The organism is Methyloversatilis sp. (assembly GCF_051861465.1).
Taxonomy (GTDB): Bacteria; Pseudomonadota; Gammaproteobacteria; order Burkholderiales; family Rhodocyclaceae; genus Methyloversatilis.
Genome location: NZ_JBHYCQ010000011.1, coordinates 23,071 through 43,731 on the forward strand (window position 1 = coordinate 23,071; position 20,661 = coordinate 43,731).

The 20,661-nt window shown below is 63.4% G+C and carries 23 protein-coding genes; 21 read left to right on the top strand and 2 right to left on the bottom strand.

The features are described 5' to 3' along the window. Positions 1–38 precede the first annotated feature (38 nt). From mpl to ACTIFF_RS15075, 8 genes are all read left to right on the top strand, one after another. Entirely contained in the window at positions 39–1,391 is a 1,353-nt protein-coding gene (mpl, locus tag ACTIFF_RS15040; protein WP_439537565.1) for a UDP-N-acetylmuramate:L-alanyl-gamma-D-glutamyl-meso-diaminopimelate ligase, read from the top strand. 124 nt (positions 1,392–1,515) lie between these two features. Beyond that, entirely contained in the window at positions 1,516–1,986 is a 471-nt protein-coding gene (locus ACTIFF_RS15045; RefSeq protein WP_439537566.1) for a DUF2244 domain-containing protein, read from the top strand. Positions 1,987–2,161: 175 nt separating this feature from the next. Next, positions 2,162–3,214: a cytochrome c oxidase subunit II gene (gene coxB, locus ACTIFF_RS15050; protein ID WP_439537567.1), complete on the top strand. Its 1,053-nt coding sequence runs from the start codon at positions 2,162–2,164 to the stop codon at positions 3,212–3,214. Positions 3,215–3,265: 51 nt separating this feature from the next. After that, positions 3,266–4,852, top strand: a complete 1,587-nt coding sequence (gene ctaD, locus ACTIFF_RS15055; RefSeq protein WP_257080851.1) for a cytochrome c oxidase subunit I — start codon at positions 3,266–3,268, stop codon at positions 4,850–4,852. A gap of 8 nt (positions 4,853–4,860) precedes the next feature. Continuing rightward, entirely contained in the window at positions 4,861–4,980 is a 120-nt protein-coding gene (locus ACTIFF_RS15060) for a cytochrome oxidase small assembly protein (RefSeq protein WP_305634165.1), read from the top strand. Next, positions 4,977–5,570, top strand: a complete 594-nt coding sequence (locus ACTIFF_RS15065) for a cytochrome c oxidase assembly protein (protein WP_439537568.1) — start codon at positions 4,977–4,979, stop codon at positions 5,568–5,570. The genes ACTIFF_RS15060 and ACTIFF_RS15065 overlap by 4 nt, the downstream gene beginning before the upstream one ends. A gap of 2 nt (positions 5,571–5,572) precedes the next feature. Next, positions 5,573–5,761, top strand: a complete 189-nt coding sequence (locus tag ACTIFF_RS15070; RefSeq protein WP_305613440.1) for a DUF2970 domain-containing protein — start codon at positions 5,573–5,575, stop codon at positions 5,759–5,761. Positions 5,762–5,788: 27 nt separating this feature from the next. Then, complete coding sequence (locus ACTIFF_RS15075; RefSeq protein ID WP_439537569.1) at positions 5,789–6,655, top strand: cytochrome c oxidase subunit 3; 867 nt, start codon at positions 5,789–5,791, stop codon at positions 6,653–6,655. 170 nt (positions 6,656–6,825) lie between these two features. Here ACTIFF_RS15075 and ACTIFF_RS15080 read toward each other — a convergent pair whose 3' ends face one another. Continuing rightward, entirely contained in the window at positions 6,826–7,020 is a 195-nt protein-coding gene (locus ACTIFF_RS15080; RefSeq protein WP_439537570.1) for a twin transmembrane helix small protein, read from the bottom strand. A 51-nt stretch (positions 7,021–7,071) separates the two neighbouring features. Between ACTIFF_RS15080 and ACTIFF_RS15085 the strand changes: the two genes are divergently transcribed. The 5 genes from ACTIFF_RS15085 to ACTIFF_RS15105 are packed head-to-tail and all read left to right on the top strand — an operon-like array spanning position 7,072 to position 10,825. Beyond that, on the top strand, positions 7,072–7,794 hold the full coding sequence (locus ACTIFF_RS15085) for an SURF1 family protein (protein WP_439537571.1): 723 nt from the start codon (positions 7,072–7,074) through the stop codon (positions 7,792–7,794). Continuing rightward, on the top strand, positions 7,791–8,348 hold the full coding sequence (locus ACTIFF_RS15090; RefSeq protein ID WP_439537572.1) for an SCO family protein: 558 nt from the start codon (positions 7,791–7,793) through the stop codon (positions 8,346–8,348). The genes ACTIFF_RS15085 and ACTIFF_RS15090 overlap by 4 nt, the downstream gene beginning before the upstream one ends. Further along, positions 8,348–9,364, top strand: a complete 1,017-nt coding sequence (locus ACTIFF_RS15095) for a COX15/CtaA family protein (protein ID WP_439537573.1) — start codon at positions 8,348–8,350, stop codon at positions 9,362–9,364. The genes ACTIFF_RS15090 and ACTIFF_RS15095 overlap by 1 nt, the downstream gene beginning before the upstream one ends. Next, positions 9,345–10,244 (top strand): heme o synthase, encoded by a 900-nt coding sequence (gene cyoE / locus ACTIFF_RS15100; RefSeq protein WP_439537574.1) that lies wholly within the window; start codon positions 9,345–9,347, stop codon positions 10,242–10,244. Before ACTIFF_RS15095 ends, cyoE begins: the two co-directional genes overlap by 20 nt. After that, positions 10,241–10,825, top strand: a complete 585-nt coding sequence (locus tag ACTIFF_RS15105) for an SCO family protein (protein WP_439537575.1) — start codon at positions 10,241–10,243, stop codon at positions 10,823–10,825. Before cyoE ends, ACTIFF_RS15105 begins: the two co-directional genes overlap by 4 nt. Before the next feature lie 67 nt (positions 10,826–10,892). On the opposite strand, the gene rpoH is transcribed toward ACTIFF_RS15105, so the two are convergent. Continuing rightward, positions 10,893–11,780, bottom strand: a complete 888-nt coding sequence (rpoH, locus tag ACTIFF_RS15110) for an RNA polymerase sigma factor RpoH (protein ID WP_439537576.1) — start codon at positions 11,778–11,780, stop codon at positions 10,893–10,895. A 184-nt stretch (positions 11,781–11,964) separates the two neighbouring features. Between rpoH and ACTIFF_RS15115 the strand changes: the two genes are divergently transcribed. From ACTIFF_RS15115 to glyS, 8 genes are all read left to right on the top strand, one after another. Next, a complete protein-coding gene (locus ACTIFF_RS15115; protein ID WP_439537577.1) occupies positions 11,965–12,276 on the top strand; it encodes a hypothetical protein in 312 nt (103 codons plus the stop codon). 32 nt (positions 12,277–12,308) lie between these two features. After that, a complete protein-coding gene (miaB, locus tag ACTIFF_RS15120) occupies positions 12,309–13,658 on the top strand; it encodes a tRNA (N6-isopentenyl adenosine(37)-C2)-methylthiotransferase MiaB (RefSeq protein WP_439537578.1) in 1,350 nt (449 codons plus the stop codon). Continuing rightward, positions 13,655–14,638 (top strand): PhoH family protein, encoded by a 984-nt coding sequence (locus ACTIFF_RS15125; RefSeq protein WP_257096708.1) that lies wholly within the window; start codon positions 13,655–13,657, stop codon positions 14,636–14,638. The genes miaB and ACTIFF_RS15125 overlap by 4 nt, the downstream gene beginning before the upstream one ends. Beyond that, positions 14,638–15,090: an rRNA maturation RNase YbeY gene (gene ybeY / locus ACTIFF_RS15130; protein WP_439537579.1), complete on the top strand. Its 453-nt coding sequence runs from the start codon at positions 14,638–14,640 to the stop codon at positions 15,088–15,090. The genes ACTIFF_RS15125 and ybeY overlap by 1 nt, the downstream gene beginning before the upstream one ends. Before the next feature lie 105 nt (positions 15,091–15,195). Next, a complete protein-coding gene (locus tag ACTIFF_RS15135; RefSeq protein WP_439537580.1) occupies positions 15,196–16,059 on the top strand; it encodes an HlyC/CorC family transporter in 864 nt (287 codons plus the stop codon). Beyond that, the gene (lnt, locus tag ACTIFF_RS15140) at positions 16,056–17,522 is read left to right on the top strand and encodes an apolipoprotein N-acyltransferase (protein WP_439537581.1); all 1,467 of its coding nucleotides are present in this window, start codon (positions 16,056–16,058) and stop codon (positions 17,520–17,522) included. The genes ACTIFF_RS15135 and lnt overlap by 4 nt, the downstream gene beginning before the upstream one ends. 30 nt (positions 17,523–17,552) lie before the next feature. Next, positions 17,553–18,503, top strand: a complete 951-nt coding sequence (gene glyQ / locus ACTIFF_RS15145) for a glycine--tRNA ligase subunit alpha (RefSeq protein ID WP_306477078.1) — start codon at positions 17,553–17,555, stop codon at positions 18,501–18,503. Positions 18,504–18,554: 51 nt separating this feature from the next. After that, positions 18,555–20,660 carry a glycine--tRNA ligase subunit beta gene (gene glyS, locus ACTIFF_RS15150; protein WP_439537582.1) on the top strand — a complete coding sequence of 702 codons (2,106 nt, stop codon included), beginning with the start codon at positions 18,555–18,557 and terminating at the stop codon, positions 20,658–20,660. The last annotated feature ends 1 nt before the right edge of the window (position 20,661 follow it).

A 20,661-nucleotide genomic window follows, 5' to 3' on the forward strand; every position in this document is an offset into this window, starting at 1 on the left:
TGATAGAATCTGCGGTCATTCTGTCACATCACCCAGCCATGCACATTCACATCCTCGGCATTTGCGGCACCTTCATGGGCGGTGTTGCCGCGCTGGCGCGCGAGGCCGGACATCAGGTCAGCGGCTGCGATGCCGGCGTCTATCCGCCGATGAGCACACAGCTCGAACAACTGGGTATCAACCTGATCGAGGGCTACGATCCGGCGCAGATCGATCTCGAACCTGACCTGTTCGTCGTCGGCAATGCCGTGTCACGCGGCAATCCGCTGCTGGAAGCCGTGCTGGATCGCGGATTGCCCTATGTGTCGGGTCCGCAGTGGCTGGCGGAGCATGTGCTGGCCGGGCGCTGGGTACTCGCGGTCGCCGGCACGCACGGCAAGACGACGACGACTTCGATGCTGGCCTGGATGCTCGAGGATGCCGGACTGAAGCCCGGGTTCCTGATCGGCGGCGTGCCGCTTGATTTCGGTGTGTCGGCGCGACTGGGCGACGCGCCGTTCTTCGTGATCGAGGCCGATGAGTACGACACCGCGTTCTGCGACAAGCGATCGAAGTTCGTCCACTACCGGCCGCGTACCGCCATCCTGAACAATCTCGAGTTCGATCACGCCGACATCTTCGCTGATCTGGCCGCGATCGAGACCCAGTTCCACCACCTTGTGCGCACAATGCCTGCCAGCGCCCGCATCATTGCCAATGGCGCCGAAGAATCCTTGCACCGCGTGCTGGCGCGCGGCGTCTGGAGCGAAGTCGAGTGGTTCAATGCGCCGGCTGGCTGGCAGGTTACGGGGGCCGGACAGGCGCTGCACGTGCGCGGCCCGGCCGGTGAGGACGTTGCGGGTCGGCTTGAGATGCCCGGCAGGCACAACGCAAACAACGCGCTGGCGGCCATGCTCGCGGCGCGCCATGCCGGCGTGCGCCCGGAGCATGCACTCGAATCGCTGGCGACATTCCGGGGCGTCCGTCGGCGGCTGGAGCGGATTGGCGAAGTGGCCGGCGTGACCGTCTATGACGACTTTGCGCACCACCCTACCGCCATCGAGGAAACGATCCGCGCTCTGCGCACCGAGGTGGGTAAGGCGCGCATCCTTGCCGTCATCGAGCCGCGTTCGAACACGATGAAGCTCGGCGTGATGAAGGCACGCCTGCCCGCTGCACTCGAATCTGCCGACCTGACCTTCTGCCTCGGTGGCGATTCACTGGGCTGGGATGCTGCCACCGCACTGGCTCCGCTGGGGCAGCGGGCCCGTGTTGCGCCGTCGGTCGATACGCTGCTCGACCAGCTGTTGAGTGCGGTGCGTCCTGGCGACCATGTGCTTGTGATGAGCAATGGCGGCTTCGGCGGCGTCCACCGCAAGTTGCTGAATCGACTTGATCCGTCACGTTCGTGATGTCGGCACCTTGGGTTTTGCTCCGCTACGATATTGATAAGCGAGGGGGCGTGTGCTAGCTTATCGATTGCCAAGCGGCCCGCAGTGGTCGTATCAGGGGAGCTCCACTTCCGAGGCAGTCCACTTGTCTGCAGTACTCAGCCAATCCAGCGAGTTCAGCATTGAAGCCCGCCGTAATTGCTCGATGTCGCCGCGCGCCCTCCTGACTTTTTTTCTGGTCACCTGTGCGCTGTCGATGGCGATAGCGGCTGCATGGGCGGCCGTCGGTGTCTGGTGGGTGTTTCCATTTGCCGGGCTGGAGATCAGCGCGCTGGGACTTGCATTCATTGCGTATGGACGCAGGGTTGGTGACTTTGAACGCATTCATCTCGACGATGAGCGGTTGCTTGTCGAGGTCTGCGAAAAAACGCGTGTGATCCGATACGAGTTCGCACCGGCATGGGCAAAAGTTGAAACGCGGAAGGTCGGTTTCGGTTCGGAAGTCGTTGTACGGTGTCGCGACAGACAAGTGACGGTCGGTCGCTACCTCGATGAAAAGGGTCGCGCGAAGCTCGCACGAGATCTTGCGGGAAGATTGCGGGAGAAGCGTTTTTAGGTGCTTTTTTGCTGTTCGTTGTTTAGCCGTTGTCTGGATTCACCGTTTCACAGAACCAATCACAACATAAATCTGGGGTTGCATTATGGCGCTATCAAGAGGTGGCTTGCCCATTGCCCGTCGGGCTTGGGCGGCGATGGGTTTGTTTCTGCTTTCGGGTATTTCCCAGGCGGAAATGAAACTGAATCTGCAGGAGCCGATCACGGCGCTCGGTCGAGACGTCTACGACCTGCACCTGCTGATGACCATCGTCTGTGGCGTCATTTTCGTCGCCGTCTTCGGTGTGATGTTCTGGTCGGTGTTTGTGCACCGCAAGTCGGCGGGCTACAAGGCGGCAACCTTCCACGAAAGCACGACGGTTGAAATTCTCTGGACCATCGTTCCGGTTTTCATCCTGCTCGGCATGGCATGGCCCGCGACGAAAACCATTCTCGCGATGCGCGACACCACCAATGCGGACATCACGATCAAGGCAACGGGGTATCAGTGGAAATGGGGCTATGACTACCTGAAGGGCACGGGCGAAGGCATCAGCTTCGTCAGTACGTTGTCCACCCCGCAGCCGCAAGTACGCAACGAAGTCGCCAAGGGCGAGAACTACCTGCTCGAAGTCGATAACGAGCTTGTGGTTCCCGTCGGCAAGAAGATTCGCATCCTCACGACCGCGAATGACGTCATTCACGCCTGGTGGGTGCCTGCCCTTGCGGTCAAGCAGGACGCGGTGCCGGGCTTCATTCGCGATACGTGGTTCCGCGCCGAAAAGACGGGTACCTATCGCGGGCAATGTGCCGAGCTGTGCGGCAAGGAACATGGCTACATGCCCATCGTCGTCAAGATCGTGACCGAGGAGGAGTATGCGGCATGGGTCGATGGCAAGCTCAAGGCAATGGCTGCGGCCGCAGATGATCCGAACAAGATGTACCTCGTCGAAGAGCTGACCCCGCGCGGCGAGAAGGTGTTTGCCGCCAACTGCGCCGCCTGTCATCAGGCGAATGGTCAGGGCTTGCCGCCTGCCTTCCCGGCGCTTGTCGGGTCCAAGGTGGTGCTCGGCCCGCAGGACGGTCAGATCGACATCCTGTTGAACGGCAAGTCGGGTACGGCAATGGCGGCCTTCAAGCACCTGAGCGATACCGAACTGGCAGCCGTGATCACGTACACCCGGAACAGCTGGGGCAATGCCACCGGTGAAGTCGTTCAGCCGTCGGACATCAAGGTGGCGCGCGAGTAAGCGGCCGTCTCCGAACCTTCAGTCAACATTCTAGATTTTCAGGAGATCAACATGGCTGCGATTCCGGGCGGTGCCGACCACGCACACGATCACGACCACCATCAGCCCAGCGGCATCATGCGCTGGGTGACCACGACGAATCACAAGGACATCGGCTCGATGTACCTGTGGTTCAGTTTTGCGATGTTCCTTGTTGGCGGCGTCATGGCGCTCGTCATCCGCGCCGAGCTGTTCCAGCCCGGCCTGCAGGTGGTTGATCCCGACCGCTTCAACCAGATGACGACGCTGCACGGTCTCATCATGGTGTTCGGCGCGATCATGCCGGCCTTTGTCGGTTTCGCGAACTGGATGATTCCGCTGATGATTGGCGCATCCGACATGGCGTTCGCACGCATGAACAACTGGTCGTTCTGGCTGCTGCCGCCGGCTGCCATCCTGCTCACCTCGTCGCTGCTCGTGCCGGGCGGTGCCGCTGCTTCGGGCTGGACGCTCTACCCGCCGCTGACCGTGCAGATGGGCATCGGCATGGACATGGCGATCTTCGCGGTCCACATCCTCGGCATTTCGTCGATCATGGGTTCGATCAACATCGTGACGACGCTGCTGAACATGCGGGCGCCGGGCATGACGCTGATGAAGATGCCGCTGTTCTGCTGGACCTGGCTGATCACCGCCTATCTGGTCATCGCGGTGATGCCGGTTCTGGCCGGTGCGGTCACGATGATCCTGACCGACCGTCACTTCGGCACCAGCTTCTTCAATGCGGCCGGTGGTGGTGACCCGGTGCTGTACCAGCATATCTTCTGGTTCTTCGGCCATCCCGAGGTCTACATCATTGCGATTCCGGCCTTCGGTGTCGTGTCGCAGGTGATTCCCGCCTTCTCGCGCAAGCCGCTGTTCGGTTACGCCTCGATGGTCTATGCGACCTCGTCGATCGCCATCCTGTCCTTCATCGTGTGGGCGCACCACATGTACACGGTGGGCATGCCGGTTGCCGGTCAGCTGTACTTCATGTTCGCCACGATGCTGATCGCCATTCCGACCGGCGTGAAGGTGTTCAACTGGGTGGCCACCATGTGGCGCGGTTCGCTGAGCTTCGAAACCCCGATGCTGTTCTCGATCGGTTTCCTGTTCCTCTTCACGCTGGGCGGCTTCTCCGGACTGGTGCTGTCGATGACGGCGGTGGATATCCAGCTGCACGACAGCTACTACGTCGTGGCGCACTTCCACTACGTGATGGTCGCGGGCGCGCTGTTCTCCGCCTACGCCGGCGCCTACTATTGGCTGCCGAAGTGGACGGGTCACATGTACGACGAAAAGCTGGGCAAGCTGCACTTCTGGCTGTCCATCGTGTTCTTCAACATGACCTTCTTCGTTCAGCATTTCCTCGGCCTTGCAGGCATGCCGCGCCGCATCCCGGATTACTCGCTGCAGTTTGCCGAGTTCAACATGATCTCGTCGATCGGTGCCTTCGGCTTCGGTCTGTCGCAGCTGGTGTTCCTGGTTGTCGTGCTGAAGTGCATCAAGGGTGGAGAGAAGGCATCTGCCAAGCCTTGGGATGGTGCAGAAGGCCTTGAGTGGACCGTGCCGTCGCCGGCGCCGCATCACACCTTCGAAACGCCTCCGGTCTTCAAGTGAGCGCCGCTGTGACCTCAAGTGATGACGAGCTCCGCCGCCGCAACGTACGTACTGCGGTGTGGCTGGCGGGGACCGCGGTTGCCGTGTTCGTGGCGTTTGTGGTTCGTTACGGGTTGTCCGGCCAATGACAAATCCGGAACAGGGCGGAACGGTGTCCGAAAGACGCAACCGGTCGACGCTGGTGCGTTTGATCGTGTCTGCATTTCTGATGTTCGGCTTCGGCTACGCGCTGGTGCCGTTCTACGAAAAGCTCTGTCAGGTGCTGGACGTCAACAACCTGAACAAGCAGGACAACAGCCTGCCTCTGAACACCCAGGTCGACCGTTCTCGCAGCGTGACGGTCGAATTCGACGCCAACCTGCACAAGCTGCCGTGGAATTTCAAACCGGTGACGGGTTCAATGGTGGTGCACCCGGGTGAAGTCGTGACGATCGAGTACGAGGTGTCGAACACACGTCAGAACGCGGTGACCGGGCAGGCCATTCCGAGCTACACGCCGTCGGCTGCGATGCAGTACTTCCAGAAGATGGAGTGTTTCTGCTTCAAGCAGCAGACGCTTTCGGCCGGTGAGGTACGGCGGATGCCGGTGGCCTTCCTGGTGTCGCCGTCGCTGCCGAAGGACATCAACACCATCACCCTGTCGTACACCTTCTTCGAGGTTCCCGGTGCGACGGCTTCGGTGCCTGCACGCGACGCCAGTGCTGGCGCAGGAGGTTGATCATGGCCAGTGTGTTCCGCAATGTCGTGACCGTGTTGTCCGCATTCGCAGGTGTGCGGGGAAAGCGCAATCATGACGAAGCAGCGGCGTCTCTGACGCCGGTGCAAGTTATCATCACGGGCGTCGTGGCCGCCGCGTTGTTCGTGATCACGTTGCTGGTGGTTGTGAGAGTTCTGATCAGTATTGCTTGAAAGAATAACGGGAAGGAAAATTACAAAATGAGTTCGAATACGCCTCACCAAGCACCGTATTACTTCGTGCCGTCGCCATCGACCTATCCGATCACCGGTTCGGTCGCGCTGCTGTTGTTTGCACTGGGTTCAGTGCTGACGATGAACGCGATCCAGGGTGGTCCTTACGTTCTGGGTGCCGGCATCCTCACGCTGCTGTACATGATGTTCATCTGGTTCCGCAAGGTTGCCCACGAGTCGGAAGGCGGGCTGTACAACAAGCGCGTCGGCATGTCGTTCCGCTGGAGCATGGGCTGGTTCATCTTTTCGGAGGTGATGTTCTTTGCGGCCTTCTTTGGCGCGCTGTTCTACGCACGTGTGCTGTCCATCCCTGATCTCGCGTCGCTCGAACATCAGGCCTTGCTGTGGCCGGAGGCGACGAACGCCTGGCCGAACCCCGGCCCGGCCTACGACGGCGGCCCGTTCACCCCGATGGGTGCATGGGGCATACCGGCACTCAACACCTTCCTGCTGCTGACGTCCGGTGCCACGCTGACCTGGGCGCATCACGGCCTGCTGCACGACAACCGCGGACAATTGAAGCTCGGTCTGTTTCTGACCATCCTGCTCGGCGTCGTCTTCCTGGGTTTCCAGGTGTATGAATACATGCACGCTTACGGCGACCTGAACGTAAAGCTGACGACGGGGGTGTTCGGATCGCTGTTTTACCTGCTGACCGGGTTCCACGGCTTTCACGTCACCATTGGTGCAACGATGCTGATCGTGATACTGTGCCGCGTCTTTGCCGGACATTTCACGTCGCAAAACCATTTCGGCTTCGAAGCGGTTGCCTGGTACTGGCACTTTGTGGACGTCGTCTGGCTGCTGCTTTTCGTGGTGGTCTACTGGATCTGACGTAACGGAATTAGCGAGGAGGAGAGTGGGCCGGTATCAAACAAGAGCCCTTAAAAAATAAATACTCGGCGCCGCACATCGTGCGGCGCTTTTTTTCGTGGATCCGATCCGGTGCTGACGGGATGCACGGTCTGCTGCGGCGAAGCCCGCCCACGGCATGAAACCTCGGCTCAGAGTTTTCCTTCGATGAGCCCGAAGCGGTAACTCAGCGTCAGTGCGACGAACAGGGCGATCGACAGTCCAACGCGCAGCGCCAGCGCGCGCATCATCCGGCTCGAATTTCCTGAATCGCGGAACAGGAAGAAAAGTGCCGACCCCAGGCTGGCAATGATGAACAGCAACACGACGATAACGAGATAGCGCATCAAACGATTCCCTTTTCAAGATGTCCAGTGTATCCCGGACGTCTCACCGCAATGACCCATTTCACCTTCGCCCGCCGCACTTTCGTGATCCGTTTCTGGCCTGCGCTGATCTGCGCGCTGGTCATTGCTGTCACGCTCGGCGCCGCACAATGGCAGACCGCGCGCGCGCACTACAAGCAGGGTCTTCTCGCCGCGTATGAACGCGCCCAGGCGGCCCCCGCACTCGATGTCACGCGCTGGGGGCCGGTCGCGCCGCCCGAGTATTCGAGCGCCACGGTCGAGGGCGTGTGGAAGACCGATCAGCTCATTTACGCGGACAACCGGGTACGCAACGGCCAGGTCGGTTATGGGGTGTTCATGCCGCTGTGCCAGACGCCGGTGCGGTGTGTCCTGGTCGATCGTGGCTGGGTGCGCAGTGGCCGCTTGCGGGAAGACCTGCCGGCCGTCCCGACCGGATCCGGCGTGCAGCGTATCGAAGGTGTCATCCTGCGCGCCGACTCCAGATTCGTCGAATTGTCGGCTGATTCGGTCGATGGCAAGGTGTGGCAGAACGTGACGGTCGATCGCGTCGCGCGCGCCAGTTCGCTGGAACTGGCACCGTTCATCCTCGCGCAGCACGCCGGTCCGGATGACGGTCTGGCACGCGACCCGTTCAAGCCGGAATTCGGCATCGACAAGCACATCGCCTACGCCGGTCAGTGGTACGCATTCGCGCTCGTCACTGCGTTGTCCGGACTGTTCGCAGCCATGAAGAAAACAGGAGAGAAGTCTTGAACGGCAAGAAGACGCTGGTTGTCATCGGTCTGGTGTGCACGCTGCCCCTGCTCGCCTCGTACGCACTTTATTATCTGTGGCGACCCGACAGCACCGTGAACTACGGGCAGCTGTTGTCACCACAGCCCTTGCCGAAAGAGGCGCTGACGTCGATCGCCGGCAAGCCGTTCGATTTTTCCAGTCTCAAGGGCCGCTGGACGCTGGTGCTCGCTGACAGCGGCGCATGCGATGCGCGCTGCGAGCAATCGCTGTATTTCATCCGGCAGGTACGCAAGGCGCAGGGCGAGCATCAGGACCGCATCGAACGCGTGTGGCTGCTCAATGACGCCACAGCACCGCAGCCCAGACTGGTCGAGGCGATCGACGGCATGCACATCGTGCGTGCGGAAGGCTCGGCGACGCTTGCCGCGTTGACCCGGGAGCCTGCGCATGCGAGAGCCATCTATCTCGTCGATCCGCTCGGGCAATTGATGATGCGCTACCCGGACGAGCCGGACCCGAAGAAGATGATCAAGGATTTCCAACGACTGATGAAGTACTCGAGGCTCGGCTGATGAATACCTACCGCAAACTGCTGCTCGCCACCCTGGCGATGACTTTCGCACTGATCGTGCTTGGCGCATACGTGCGACTGTCCGACGCCGGACTGGGTTGTCCGGACTGGCCGGGCTGTTACGGCCATGCCACCGTGACCCAGGCGTCCGACCACATCACCGCAGCGCAGGAGGCCGACCCGCATGGTCCGGTGACTTTTGCCAAGGCATGGAAGGAAATGATCCACCGCTACTTTGCAGGCATCGTTGGCTTGTGCATCGTCGGCATCGCCGCGCTGGCCTGGCGCAACCGGCGCGAGCCTGCGGCGTCGCCTTGGTTGGCGACAGCCCTGATAGGGGTTGTCGGCCTGCAGGCGATGTTCGGCAAGTGGACGGTCACCATGCTGCTCAAGCCGGCGATCGTCACCGGCCATCTGATCGGCGGCCTGACGGTGCTCGCGCTGCTGGTCTGTCTTTACGCGCGCACGCTCGCGCCCTCCCGCATCACCGTCAGCCCGGCGCTGCGCCTGTTCGCCATGCTGGCCTTCGTGGTGCTCGCTGCGCAGATCACCCTGGGAGGCTGGGTCAGCACGAATTATGCTGCGCTCGCCTGTTCCGATTTGCCGACCTGCCGTGGCGCCTGGGTGCCGGAGATGGATGTCGCCAACGGCTTCCACGTCATTCGTGAGCTGGGCGTCGGTGCCGATGGCGAGACGCTGACCATCGAAGCCTTGACGGCAATTCACTGGATGCACCGGGTCGGTGCCGTCATCGCGACGCTCGTTCTGGTGTCCCTGGCGTTTGGTTTGCGCAGAGCTGGCCATGCAGCGCTTTCGACAGCACTGCTCGTGATTCTGGTGTTGCAGGTGTTGCTCGGCCTGGCAAATGTCTGGTTCAGTCTGCCTCTGCCGTTGGCTGCGGCACACAACGGCGGCGCTGCGGCGCTGGTGATCGTGATGGTACTGATAAACTACCGCCTTCGCGCGACTGCGCAGCAACGCTATCCCGGAGTCTTCCATGAAAGCCATGCGGCTTGATCTACCGCCCCTGTCGCTGAGGCTGGCCAATTACCTGCAGCTGACCAAGCCGCGCGTCGTTCAGCTGATCGTTTTCTGCGCGGTGATCGGCATGTTCCTCGCGGTGCCGCAGGGCCTGCCGCCGATGGGGGTCGTGCTGGCTGCCACCGTGGGGATCGGGCTGGTGGCGGGTGCCGCAGCCGCGATCAACTGTCTTGTGGAACAGAAGATCGACGCCGTGATGGCGCGCACGCGGGCCCGTCCGTTGCCGCGCGGCGAGGTCAATTCGCTTGAAACGCTGGTGTTCTCGGGGGTGGTCGGTGGCGTCGGCCTGACCATGCTCTACCACTGGGTCAATCCGCTGACCATGTGGCTCACGCTGGCGACCTTCATCGGCTACGCCATCATCTACACAGTCGTGCTCAAGCCGGCGACGCCGCAGAACATCGTGATTGGCGGCGCCTCGGGCGCAATGCCGCCGGTGCTGGGCTGGACGGCGGTGACCGGTGAAGTGTCGTCCGACGCACTGCTGCTGTTCCTGATCATCTTCGCATGGACGCCGCCCCACTTCTGGGCGCTGGCGCTCTACCGCACGCAGGAGTACGCCAAGGCCGGCCTGCCGATGCTGCCGGTGACCCATGGTGCCGAATACACCCGGCTGCAGGTATTTCTGTACACCCTGATCCTGTTCGCGGTCACGTTGCTGCCATTTGCCTCGCGCATGAGCGGCTGGATCTATCTCGCGGCGGCGGTCGTGCTGGGTGGCATCTTCATTGCTTATGCCTGGCGCCTGATGCGCGATTACTCCGACGATCTTGCCAAGCGCACCTTCCGCTTTTCACTCTGGCATCTGTCCCTGCTGTTTGCTGCACTGCTGGTCGACCACTACATCCCGCTATGAATCGCCGCCTCTTCGCGACCGCGCTGATTGCCGTCGCGCTGTCGGGCTGCGGACCGTCCGGCCCGAGCTATCGCAGCATCGATGTGACCGGCGCCGAATACGGCCGGGGCTTCACGCTGACCGACCACACCGGTCAGTCGCGTACCTTGGCCGATTACAAGGGCAAGCTGGTCACGCTGTTCTTCGGCTTCACGCATTGCCCTGATGTCTGCCCGACCAGCCTGACGACGATGAAGCAGGCGCTTGATCTGCTCGGACCGGACGCCGCCAAGGTCCAGGTGCTGTTCATCACGGTCGATCCGGAGCGCGATACGGCAGAGCTCCTGGCCGGTTATGTGCCCAAGTTCGACCCGTCCTTCGTCGGCCTGCGCGGCGACGCCGCGGCGACTGCCGCCACAGCCAAGGAATACAAGATCTTCTACCAGAAGGTCGCCGGCAACACGGAAGGCCAGTACACCATGGATCATTCCGCCGGAACCTATGTCCATGATGCGCAGGGCCGGCTGCGTCTGTTCATCCGTCACGGCGAGACGGCAGCCAATATCGCGCAGGATCTGAGAACCCTGCTTGCTGCAGGCTGACAACAAAAAAGCGACCCGGAGGTCGCTTTTTTGTTGTCCGGCCGATGTGTCGAAGCCGTCCTTCAGGTCAGGCGGCAACACCCAGCGCACGATGCATCGAGGCCTTCATCTTCTGCATGGCCTTCACTTCGATCTGGCGGATGCGTTCGGCAGACACGCCGTATTCGTCGGCCAGTTCATGCAGCGTGGCGGATTCGCCTTCCTGTGCCAGCCAGCGGCGCTGCACGATCGTACGGCTGCGGTCGTCGAGTGCAGCCAGCGCCGAATGCAGGCCTTCTTCGCGCAGGCGTACGTCCTGCGCCGCTTCCATCACTTCGAGCGGTGCGGCGGCGCTGTCGGTCAACCAGCTGATCGGTGCCATGCGTGCGCCGTCACGGTCGTCGTCGTCGGTATTGCCTTCGAGCGCGATGTCCTGCCCGGTCAGGCGGGTTTCCATCTCGACGACTTCTTCCGGCTTGACGCCGAGCGTTTTCGCCACCTCGCGGACTTCGGCCGGATTCAGCGTGTTGCTGCTGTGCTTCAGGCTGCGCAGGTTGAAGAACAGCTTGCGTTGTGCCTTGGTCGTCGCCACTTTCACGAGGCGCCAGTTGCGCAGGATGTACTCGTGGATCTCCGCCTTGATCCAGTGGATCGCGAACGAAACCAAGCGTACGCCGCGATCCGGATCGAAGCGCTTCACGGCCTTCATCAGGCCGATATTGCCTTCCTGGATCAGGTCGGCGTGCGGCAGGCCGTAGCCCAGGTAGCCGCGCGCGATGGCGACCACCAGACGCAGGTGCGACATCACGAGCGCGCGCGCAGATTCGAGGTCTTCCTCGTCGCGGAAACGCCGCGCCAGCGCCTGCTCCTGCTCTTCGGTGAGCAGCGGTACGCGATTCGCAGCCTGGATGTAGCTGTCGATGTTGCCGAGGGCGCCCGCCACCGGCAGATTCGGAACAATCAAAGCATGGGTCATGGTGCATTCCTCCCTTGTGCGCAAGATTAGCACTCCTCGCCATTGAGTGCTGATCGTCGAAAGGGTTCATTGCGTCGCAATATGTAACGGGTCACTTTTGCGCTGACTGCGACGGCTCGCTTTGGGGTTGCACGGGGGCGCAAGCTACAATCCGGTCATCAGTCACCGTCCTGTCAAGCCGCCGATGCGCATTTCGACTGCCCTGTTCCTGCTGATGTGCTGTCCGGCCATTGCATGGGCCCAGTTGCGGGCGATTCCGCCGGATGCGATCAAGGCGAAGATGCAGCCGCCGCGGGACGGTCTGGTCGAAATGGGCAAGCATGTTTTCCGGCTGGCGCCCGGTGCGCACATCCGTTCGACCGACAACAGGATCATGCTGCCGGTCATGATCACATCCGAACAGGTCGTGCGTTATCGGCTCGACGCCAATGGCGACCTGTACCGCGTGTGGATCCTGTCGCCGGACGAGATCGACCTGCCGGCCCCCAAACAGTAAGCAAGCATGATGATCCGGATGAATTCGCCCCGATGAGCCGCAAGATTTATATCAAGACCTTTGGTTGCCAGATGAACGAGTACGACTCGGACAAGATGGCCGACGTGCTCGGCGAGTCCGAAGGCCTGACGCCGACCGATCGACCGGAAGAGGCCGACGTGATCCTGTTCAACACCTGCTCGGTGCGCGAGAAGGCGCAGGAAAAGGTGTTTCATGACCTGGGCCGGGTCAAGCACCTGAAGAAGGACAACCCGCGCCTGCTGATCGGCGTCGGCGGTTGCGTCGCCAGTCAGGAAGGTGCGGCCATCGTCGAACGCGCGCCCTATGTCGACTTCGTGTTCGGCCCGCAGACCCTGCACCGACTGCCCGCCCTGATCGCGAAACGCCGCGAAAGCGGCCGGCCGCAGGTGGATATCAGTTTTCCCGAGATCGAGAAGTTCGACCACATGCCGCCGGCGCGCGTCGAAGGCGCCACCGCCTTCGTATCCATCATGGAAGGCTGCTCGAAGTACTGCACCTTCTGCGTCGTGCCCTATACGCGCGGCGAGGAAGTGTCTCGTCCGCTCGACGACATCCTGACCGAGGTGGCGACCCTGGTCGGCCAGGGCGTGAAGGAAGTGACCTTGCTCGGCCAGAACGTCAATGCCTGGCGTGCGCCGATCAGTCGCGACTCGGACGATATCGGTGACTTCGCCTTCCTGCTCGAATGCGTGCATGACCTGCCCGGCATCGAACGCATCCGCTACACGACCTCGCACCCGCGCGAAATGACGCAGCGGGTGATCGACGCCTACGCGCGCCTTCCCAAGCTGGTGTCGCAGCTGCACCTTCCGGTGCAGAGCGGCTCCGACCGCATCCTCGCGGCGATGAAGCGTGGCTACACGGCGCTCGAATACAAGGCGGTGGTCCGCAGGCTGCGCGCAGCGCGTCCCGACCTGTCGCTCAGTTCCGACTTCATCATCGGCTTCCCGGGCGAAACCGACGACGACTTCGAAAAGACGATGAAGCTGATCGACGACGTCGGTTTCGACAACAGCTTCAGCTTCGTCTATAGCGCACGGCCCGGCACACCGGCCGCCGACATGGCGGACGACACACCGACCGAGGTGAAGCAGGCGCGACTGGCGCGACTGCAGAAGCGCATCGAGGAACACACACAGGCGATCAGCCAGGCCATGGTGGGTACGGTGCAGCGCATCCTGGTCGAGGGGGCGTCGCGCAAGGACGCCCGCGAACTGGCTGGCCGAACCGACAACAACCGCGTCGTGAATTTCAGCGGCCCGGCCCGGCTCGTCGGACACTTCATCGACGTACGCATCGAGTCGGCGCTGCCGCACAGCCTGCGTGGCGCGGTGTTGACGCGAGAGGCGGTCGACGCTTGAAAACCAAACCGCTCGAGTTGCTGCTCGAACCGCTGGACAACACGCGGCTGGCCAATCTGTGCGGCGTGCTGGACGAAAACCTGCGTCAACTGGAAACCGCCTACGACGTCGAGATCGCCCGCCGCGGCGAAAATTTCCGCGTCAGCGGCGATCCGGTGCAGTCGCAGCGGGCCGTCGTTGCGCTGCGCCACTTCTACAGCGTCGCCAAGGATCACCTGAGCGTGGATGCCATCCAGCTCGGGCTGATCGAACTGTCGAATCGCGGGCTGCCGGAACCCGGTGCGCCCACGCTGCTGACGCGCAAGAGCAACCTGCACAGCCGCACACCGCGTCAGGCGCAGTACCTGAAGCAGATCCAGGAACACGACATCACGTTCGGCATCGGTCCGGCCGGCACCGGCAAGACCTATCTGGCGGTGGCCAGCGCGGTCGATGCGCTGGAACGCGAAACCGTCGCGCGCATCGTGCTGACCCGCCCTGCGGTCGAGGCCGGTGAGCGGCTCGGTTTCCTGCCCGGCGATCTGGCGCAGAAGGTCGATCCGTATCTGCGGCCGCTGTACGACGCGCTGTACGAACTGATGGGTTTCGAGCGGGTGGCACGCGCGTTCGAGCGGCAGGTGATCGAGATCGCGCCGCTGGCCTACATGCGCGGCCGCACGCTGAACAACGCCTTCATCATTCTCGACGAGGCGCAGAACACCACGCCGGAACAGATGAAGATGTTCCTGACCCGCATGGGCATCGGCTCCAAGGCGGTCATCACCGGCGACCTGACGCAGGTCGATTTGCCGCGCGGCCACAAGAGCGGGCTGGGCGAAGCGCGCAAGGTGCTGCACGACGTGCGCGGCATCGCGACGACCGAATTCCTCGCCGAGGATGTCGTGCGCCATCCGCTGGTGGCGCGCATCGTGTCCGCCTACGAGCGGTTCGACGCGCAGCGCGAGGCCGAAGAAGCCATGCGCAGGGGACCGCGCGGCTGATGCGGCTGAATCTGTCGGTGCAGTACGCCTGTGCGCGGGAAGGCTGCCCGCTGCGCGCCGATGTCCTGCGCTGGGTGCGTGCCGCAATCGACCCGGAGGTCGTGGTGCGTGCCGACATCACGGTGCGCTTCGTCGACGCCGATGAAGGCCGTGCGCTCAATGTCGACTATCGCGGCCGTGACTACGCGACCAATGTGCTGTCGTTCCCGTACGAGCAGGGCGCGCATTTGGCGGGCGATCTCGTCGTCTGCCAGCCGGTTCTTGCGACTGAGGCGACCGCACAGCGCAAGCCGTTCGCGCAGCATGCGGCCCACCTGATCGTGCATGGCACGCTGCATCTGCAGGGCCGGGACCACGAAACGTCGGACGCCGACGCCGAGGCGATGGAGGCGGAAGAGCGGCGCATCCTGGCCGGGCTGGGTCTGCCCGATCCGTACGCCGACGACCGTTGAAACCCGGCCTGCGCCGGTGCGCTCGCGCCCTGCGACGCACGCCTGACTCGAAACCTGCACGCGGCTCGGGTTACACTTGGGCTGTGTTCGTTCTCCTCTCCCCGCATGGACAGTAGTCCTTCTGCCCCACATCGCCCGGGTTTCCTCGAACGGCTGAGCCATCTTCTGATGCGCGAACCGGAAGACCGGGACCAGTTGCTGGCGCTGCTGCACTCCGCCTTCGAACGCAATCTGCTTGACGCGGATGCCCTGTCCATCATCGAAGGCGCGCTCCAGGTGTCCGACATGCCGGTGCGCGACGTGATGATCCCGCGCGCCCAGATGGATTGCGTCGACATCGAAGACCCGCTGGAAAAGATCGTCGACACCGCGCTGCGCACCGCGCACTCGCGTTTCCCGGTCATCGGCGACAACCGCGATGACGTCATCGGCATCCTGCTTGCCAAGGATCTGCTGCGCCTGGTGGCCGGCCACGACGACAGCCTGCGCGACATGCTGCGCCCGGCCGTGTTCATCCCGGAATCGAAGCGGCTCAACGTGCTGCTGCGCGAGTTCCGCGCCAGCCGCAACCACATGGCCATCGTGGTCGACGAATACGGCGGTGTCGCGGGTCTGGTGACGATCGAGGACGTGCTGGAACAGATCGTCGGCGACATCGAGGACGAATACGACTTCGACGAGTCGGCCGACAACATCCGGATCGACCAGGCCGGGCGCTATCGCGTCAAGGCGGCGACCGAGATCGAGGATTTCAACGAGGTTTTCTCAACCGAGTTCGAAGACGATGCCTTCGATACGGTCGGCGGTCTGGTCATCCACCAGCTCGGCCGCCTGCCCAAACGTGGCGAAGTCATCCAGCTGAAGGATCTGCGCTTCACCGTGCTGCGCGCCGACAGTCGTCGCGTGCATACGCTGATGGTGGATCGCATCAAGCCGGCCACGCCGATCGACGCAGCGCTGGTCGAATGAAGCCGGCGGTCAGGCTGGCCGCAGCCGGTGCGGCCGGTCTGCTGGCGGTTGCCGGATTCGCGCCGCTCGGCCTTTTCCCGATCCCGCTGCTGTCGCTGGCCACGCTGCTTTGGCTGATCGCCCTCTGCAATCCGCGTGCCGCGGCGCTGACCGGTTTCGTGTTCGGCCTGGGCTGGTTCCTCGGCGGCGTGTCATGGGTGCATGTGAGCCTGCACGACTTCGGCGGCATGCCGATGGCCATTTCACTGCTCGCGACCTTCCTGTTCTGCGTTTACCTGTCCTTCTTCCCTGCGGCGGCCTGCGCAGCACAGTGTTGGCTGCGCCCCGGGCGCGTGCTGTACGCGCCGCTGTTTGCCGGTCTGTGGGCGCTGACCGAATGGCTGCGCGGCACGCTGCTGACCGGATTTCCGTGGCTGGCCAGCGGCTATGCGCACGCACCGCCCAGCCCGCTGGCCGGGTACGTGCCCGTATTCGGCGTGCACGGCGCAGGCTGGGTCGCCGCATTGATTGGCGCCCTGCTTGCCGCGGCGGCGCTGCAGCGGATGACCTTGCGGCCGGCCATCGTGTCGCTGGTCGCACTGCTGGCCGGCGGCGCGCTGCTCGGTGCCGTTCGCTGGACCGAGCCCACGGGCCGTACGCTGACCGTGAGCCTGCTGCAGGGCAATGTGCCGCAAAGCCTGAAGTGGGTGCCGGAACGTCTGCCCGATTCGATGCAGACCTATCTCGACCTCGCGCGCACCTGGCCCGCCGATCTGGTCGTGCTGCCGGAAACCGCGATACCGGTGCCGTACGACGAGATCGATCCGGCCTGGCTGGCGGAAGTGCGGCGCACCGGCGCCGATGTGCTGATGGGCGCCATCACCATCGGTCGCGATGGCGAGGGAACCACCCGTTACTTCAACAGTGCGGTCGCACTGGGTCGTGAGGATGCGCGCTACAGCAAGTCGCATCTGGTGGCGTTCGGCGAATTCACGCCGCCGCTGTTCGCATGGACGCTGTCGCTGCTGTCCATCCCGATGTCCGACTTCGGCCGCGGTGCGGCGGTGCAGCCACCGCTCGATCTGGCCGGCGAGAAGGTCGCGGTGAACATCTGCTACGAGGACGTGTTCGGCGAGGAACTGATCGCCGCTGCGCGCGATGCGACGCTGCTGGTCAATGTGTCCAATACGGCCTGGTTCGGCGATTCGCTGGCGCAGCCACAGCATCTGCAGATCGCGCAGCTGCGTGCGCTGGAAATGGGCCGGCCGATGCTGCGCGCCACCAATACCGGCATGACGGCAGCGATCGGCGCCGACGGTCGCGTCATCGCCGCGCTGCCGCCATTCGAGCGTGCCGGACTGCGTGTCGAACTGTCCGGCCAGCAGGGCCTGACGCCCTTCATGCGCTGGGGCAATGCGCCGGTGGTCATCGGCGCGCTGTTGCTGATCGGGGCGGCGATGGTGCGGCGCAAGGCGAGCCGGTAGAATCCGCGCTTTCCGATTCGTCCAGTGCCCATGTCCGCCGCACCCACCTTCCAGGAAGTCCTGCTGCGTCTGTCCCGCTTCTGGGGCGACCAGAACTGCGCCCTGCTGCAGCCCTATGACATCGAGGTCGGTGCCGGCACCTTCCACACCGCCACCTTCCTGCGCGCCATCGGCCCCGAGCCCTGGCGCGCCGCCTACGTGCAGCCATCGCGCCGCCCGAAGGACGGGCGCTATGGCGAGAACCCGAACCGGTTGCAGCACTATTACCAGTTCCAGGTCGCGCTGAAGCCGTCGCCACCGAACATTCAGGAGCTGTACATCGACAGCCTGCGTGCGCTTGGACTGGACCCGTCGCAGCACGACATCCGCTTCGTCGAGGACGACTGGGAATCGCCGACGCTGGGCGCCTGGGGGCTGGGCTGGGAAGTGTGGCTGGACGGCATGGAAGTCACGCAGTTCACCTATTTCCAGGAAGTGGGGTCGATTGCCTGTAAGCCGGTGCTCGGTGAAATCACCTACGGCGCCGAGCGCCTGGCGATGTATCTGCAGGGCGTCGAGAACGTGTATGACCTGGTGTGGGCGCCCGGTATCCGCTACGGCGACGTCTATCACCAGAACGAGGTCGAACAGTCGACCTACAACTTCGAACACTCGAATGTCGAGTGGCTGTTCAGGCAATTCGGTGACTACGAGTCGGAAGCGAAGCGCCTGATCGAGATCGGCCTGCCGCTGCCCGGTTACGAAATGGTCATGAAGGCCTCGCACAGCTTCAACCTGCTCGATGCGCGCGGCGCGATTTCGGTCACCGAGCGTGCCGCCTACATCGGTCGTGTGCGCGCACTGGCGCGACTGGTGGCGCAGGCCTACTACGCGTCGCGCGAGCAGCGCGGCTTTCCGATGGCCGACCTGACGAGCCCGCGCCTGCGCGCGCTGCTGGGCGAAGAAGAGTGCAGCCGCATCGAAGCGCTGCGCGCCGCCTGATCACCGATTGCTTCGACGCCGCCGATCATGGCGGCTGATTCTGGACTGATTATGCACGCCACATTACTGGTCGAACTGCTGACCGAAGAGTTGCCGCCGAAAGCGCTGTCGCGACTGGGCGAAGTGTTCGCCGACGGCGTGTTCAAGGCGCTGGTCGAGCGCAAGCTGGTCGCCGCCGATGCGCGCATGGACCGCTACGCGAGTCCGCGCAGGCTGGCACTCACACTGCAGAACGTGACCGACCGTGCGCCCGATGCCGTGGTCGACGAAAAGCTGATGCCGGTCGCCGTCGCGCTCGACGCCGAGGGCCGGCCGACACCGGCATTGCTGAAGAAGCTGCTGGCGAAGAACATCCCGGCCGAGGCGCTGCCGCAATTCACGCGTCGGATGGACGGCAAGAGCGAAACCCTGTTTTACGCGATGACAGTGCCCGGCGCTGCGCTCGACGACGTACTGGCCGGCATCGTGCTCGAAGCCTTGAAGAAGCTGCCGATTCCGAAGCTGATGCGCTGGTCCGACTGCGACTTCCAGTTCGTCCGACCGGTGCATGGACTCGTCATGCTGCATGGCGACCGCATCGTGCCAGGCCAGGCCTTCGGTCACGCGTCCGGCCGCAGCACGCGCGGCCACCGCTTCATGGGCGAGGGCGAGGTGACGCTGGCGGGCGCCGACGAGTATGCCCGCACGCTGTATGAGCGCGGTTCGGTCATGGCCTCATTCGAGGCGCGCCGCGCGCTCATCACGCAGAAGCTGGCCCAGGCCTGCGCTGCGCTGGGTGAGGGCGTGCATCACGTCGATGACGCAGCGCTGATCGACGAAGTGACGGCGCTGGTCGAGTATCCGGTCGTCTACGTCGCCCAGTTCGAACCGGAATTCCTGGCGGTGCCGCAGGAATGCCTCATCCTGACGATGAAAGCGAACCAGAAGTACTTCCCGCTGCTCGACGCCTCGGGAAAGCTGCTCAACCGCTTTCTTGTCGTGTCCAACATGCAGGTGGCCGATGCGCACAACATCGTATCCGGCAACGAGCGCGTGGTGCGCGCCCGCCTGTCCGATGCGCGCTTCTTCTTCGAGCAGGACAAGAAGACGCCGCTGGCCGGACGCATCACGAAGATGGAGTCGGTGGTCTATCACAACCGCCTCGGCAGCCAGTTCGACCGCGTCATGCGCATCCAGCGGCTGGCGACGGAAATCGCGCATCGGCTCGATGCGGACGTGATGGCAACGGCGCGCGCCGCACTGCTGGCCAAGGCCGACCTGATGACCGACATGGTGGGCGAGTTTCCCGAACTGCAGGGGGTCATGGGACGCTACTACGCGCAGCATGACGGCGAGACCGACACGGTGTCGGCGGCGGTCGAACAGCACTATCGCCCGCGGTTTGCCGGCGATGCGCTGCCGCAGGGCGATGTCGCCTGCGCGGTATCGCTGGCCGACAAGATCGATGCGCTGGTCGGCTTCTTCGGCATCGGCCAGATTCCGACCGGCGACAAGGATCCGTTCGCGCTGCGTCGCGCCGCACTGGGCGTGCTGCGCATCCTGATGGACGCGTCGCTGCCGCTCGATCTCGGTCAGCTGGTGCAGATCGCTGCCGGCGGTTTCCGTGCCGGCCAGATCGGCGCCGGCGAAACCGCCGGGTTCGCCGCGCAGCTGCTCGATTTCATGCAGGAGCGACTGCGCAACCTGCTCAAGGATGGCGGCCACGACGCGCGCGCAATCGATGCCGTACTGGCGCTCAAGCCCACGCGCATCGATCTGGTGCCAGCCAAGCTTGCCGCCGTGGTTGCGTTCTCCGAACTGGCCGAGGCGCAGTCGCTCGCAGCGGCCAACAAGCGCATCGTGAACATCCTGAAGAAGGCGGGCGAGGTCGGTGACGTCATCGATCCGGCGCTGTTCGCGGTAGATGCCGAGGTCGAGCTGAACCATGCGCTGAGCACGGCAAACATGATGGCGCATCAGCATGTCGAACATGGCAACTACGCCGGCGCACTGAGCGCGCTGGCGATGCTGCGTGCGCCGGTCGATCGTTTTTTCGACGACGTCATGGTGAACGATGACGATGCGGCCGTGCGTGCCAACCGGCTTGCGCTGCTCGGTCAGCTGGCCACGGCGATGAATGCCGTGGCGGACATTTCGCGGCTCGAACTGAAAGACTGAC